The organism is Acidobacteriota bacterium (assembly GCA_016196065.1).
Taxonomy (GTDB): domain Bacteria; phylum Acidobacteriota; class Terriglobia; order Terriglobales; family Acidobacteriaceae; genus Acidiflorens.
Genome location: JACPYL010000024.1, coordinates 1 through 2,664, shown reverse-complemented (window position 1 = coordinate 2,664; position 2,664 = coordinate 1). Strand labels below are relative to the sequence as shown.

Annotated in this window: 3 protein-coding genes; 2 read left to right on the top strand and 1 reads right to left on the bottom strand. The window is 59.4% G+C overall.

The window, feature by feature from the left end; genetic code table 11:
- On the bottom strand, nt 1–673 hold a 673-nt coding region (locus HY010_17860; GenBank protein MBI3477601.1), incomplete at its 3' end, for a phosphoglucomutase, alpha-D-glucose phosphate-specific.
- 258 nt (nt 674–931) lie between these two features.
- On the opposite strand from HY010_17860, the gene HY010_17855 reads away from it, so the two are divergent.
- Entirely contained in the window at nt 932–1,267 is a 336-nt protein-coding gene (locus tag HY010_17855) for a winged helix-turn-helix domain-containing protein (GenBank protein MBI3477600.1), read from the top strand.
- A complete protein-coding gene (locus HY010_17850; protein ID MBI3477599.1) occupies nt 1,264–2,643 on the top strand; it encodes a transposase in 1,380 nt (459 codons plus the stop codon). Before HY010_17855 ends, HY010_17850 begins: the two co-directional genes overlap by 4 nt.
- The last annotated feature ends 21 nt before the right edge of the window (nt 2,644–2,664 follow it).

The window sequence follows — 2,664 nt, the reverse complement described above, 5'->3', positions numbered from 1 at the left end:
TGGCGTCCAGGTCCAGCACGGAGCCCAGTTCGTTGACATAGGAGGAAATGTAATCGAAACGATGAGTGGTTGCGGCGCGCAGTGCCTGGGAATAGGGGATGCGGGAGACGCCTTCGAGTCCGTCGGCGAGAAACACGTTGGCCTGCTCTTCCACGGTCTTGGTAATGTCCGTGCCGGCGGGACCGCCGTGTGGAGGATTGTACTTGATACCACCGTCTTCGGGGGGATTGTGCGAAGGTGTAATGACAATGCCGTCGGCGAGACCGGTAGTGCGGTTCTGGTTGTAGGCAAGGATGGCGCGGGAGATGACTGGCGTGGGGGTGAAGCCCAGGTCCTGATCAATGCAGACATCGACTCCGTGCGCGGCCAGGACTTCGAGCGCGCTCACCGATGCCGGTTCGCTGAGTGCGTGCGTGTCCGCGCCGAGATAGAGTGGGCCGGTGGCGCCCTGGGTTTTGCGGTAGCGGCAAATGGCTTCCGTTACTGCCAGGATGTGTGCTTCGTTGAAGCTGTTGAGCAGTGAAGCTCCCCGATGGCCGGACGTACCGAAGGAAACGCGCTGCTCGCGAACGGATGCATCGGGCTTGCCGGTGTAATAGGCGGAGACAATGCGCGGGACGTTGGGGATCATGGAAGGCAGCGGCGGCTTGCCGGCGTGGGGGCTCACGGACATGTTCCACATTGTAGCGGTTGGAGGGTGACTTGATCTGCCGCTTGTTGCCTGATTCCCCGGCATGGTCGATCCGCAACCGTAGCGCAGGTCTCTGACCTGCGACTGGAGTTTCTACATTTTCGAGCCAATTTGTTTTATCCCCTCCTCATGGCTGAGCCGTGACGCTTTCGAAAATGAGTCGGTCGGTTCATTATTGTATTGACAGACCGACCTGACTATGCCATCCTGGTCCTGAGCCTCTATGCTCAGGAGACCCCCATGAACGATGACACTAAAGATCTCATCCTCGGTGTGTTTGAAGCTTCTCTCGACGCCCAGCTCCGTGCCGTCCGCCGCCTCCGCCATGACAACCCCTCTCCCCCAGAGCCACGCCCCCGTAAAGGTCTGTCACAAGTGGATATGGCCTTCGACATACTCAAGAAAGCCCGCTCCCCTCTCCATGTCTCCGACATCCTGGACCGCATCCAAACCCAGTTCGGCGTGACCATCGATCGCGAAAGCCTCGTCTCCTCGCTCACCAAAAAGGTGGCCCGCGGCGATCGCTTCCTGCGCCCCGAGAAGAATACCTTCTCCCTCCGGCCGGAGGCGCGATGAGCCTCCTCGCCGAATTCCTCTCCATTGTTCAGGACTGGCGTGACGTCTTTCCCCAACAGCGCACCTTTGTCCGTGGCGTGCGCCAAGCCCTGGGATCACTGGTCTGCCTGGGGCGGCGCTGCCTCACTCGCATCATTTGGACCAACGGCGGCCAGAACCGCAGTTGGAGCGCGGAGTATTTCCTTCACTCGCGCTGCCAGTGGGAGCCGCAGGAATTGTTCCGCCCCATCCTGAAACGCGCCTTGACTCATTGCCCGCAACGCCTGGTTGGCGTGGCTCTCGACGATACCCGCTTGCGCAAGACCGGACGCTGCATCCCGCAAGCGTTCTATCAACGCGATCCGTTGTCACCGCCCTTCCATATGAATCTGTTGTTGGGGTTGCGCTTTCTACAGGCTTCGCTCCTGCTGCCGCTGCACCGCAATTCGGCAGTCGGCGCGCGCGCCGTGCCGGTTCGCTTTGAGGAGGTCTCGCGTGTCAAGCGACCGGGCAGGAAAGCTACCGAGGAGATGAAGAAACAGTATCGGGACGCTGCGAAACAGCATAACCTTTCGCGCAGCTTTGTTGAGATGGGTAAACAACTACGGCAGGAGATGGATCAGGCCGGAGGCGGCGACAAGATCCTGGTGTTGGCTGGCGATGGCAGTTTTTGCAATCGCACCTGCTTTCGAGACATTCCAGAACGTTCTGTGCTCCTGGTCCGGGCCCGCAAAGACGCCAAACTATGTCTTCCCGCCACTGACGGTTCGCGCCGGTTTTATGGGGAAGAGAAGTTTACCCCCGAAGAAGTGCGCCAAGACGACAGTCGCGACTGGAAGACCACCAAAATCTTCTATGGCGGCAAACGGCGCAAGGTCCGCTATAAAGAGGTTGTCGGTGTGTACTGGCAGGGTGGCGCCGGACGGCTCCCGCTTCGCCTCATTGTCATTGCACCCACTCCGTATCGCAAGAGTAAGAGCAAAAAGTTGTACTATCGCCAACCGGCGTACCTGTTGACCAGCGACCTGCACAGTTCTCTCAAGCAGTTGCTGCAAATCTATTTCGATCGCTGGCAGATCGAGGTCAATCACCGCGAAGAGAAGGACACCCTGGGGGTCGGGCAAGCGCAGCTATGGAACGCTACTTCTGTGCCCAAACAACCGGTCCTGGCGGTGGCTTCCTATAGTGCTGTGCTGCTGGCTTCGCTGCAGGCCTTCGGCGCTGAGCGTGGAAAGGCATATGCCGAACTCCCCAAGTGGCGCCGCAAGGCTCGCCGGCCCTCTTGTTTGGATCTCATCACGCTTCTGCGCAAGGAAATGACACAGCAGCCGGAATTGCTCGCCCCGTTCGGGTTCACAATCACGGATCCGGCTCTCGTTCAGGCTGCCGACGCTTGAGAAAATGTAGAAACTCCAGGC

Bases quoted from the DNA above. Each gene is read 5' to 3' on its own strand.
- HY010_17855 (MBI3477600.1), top strand. From the start codon at position 932: ATGAACGATGACACTAAAGATCTCATCCTCGGTGTGTTTGAAGCTTCT.
- HY010_17850 (MBI3477599.1), top strand. From the start codon at position 1,264: ATGAGCCTCCTCGCCGAATTCCTCTCCATTGTTCAGGACTGGCGTGAC.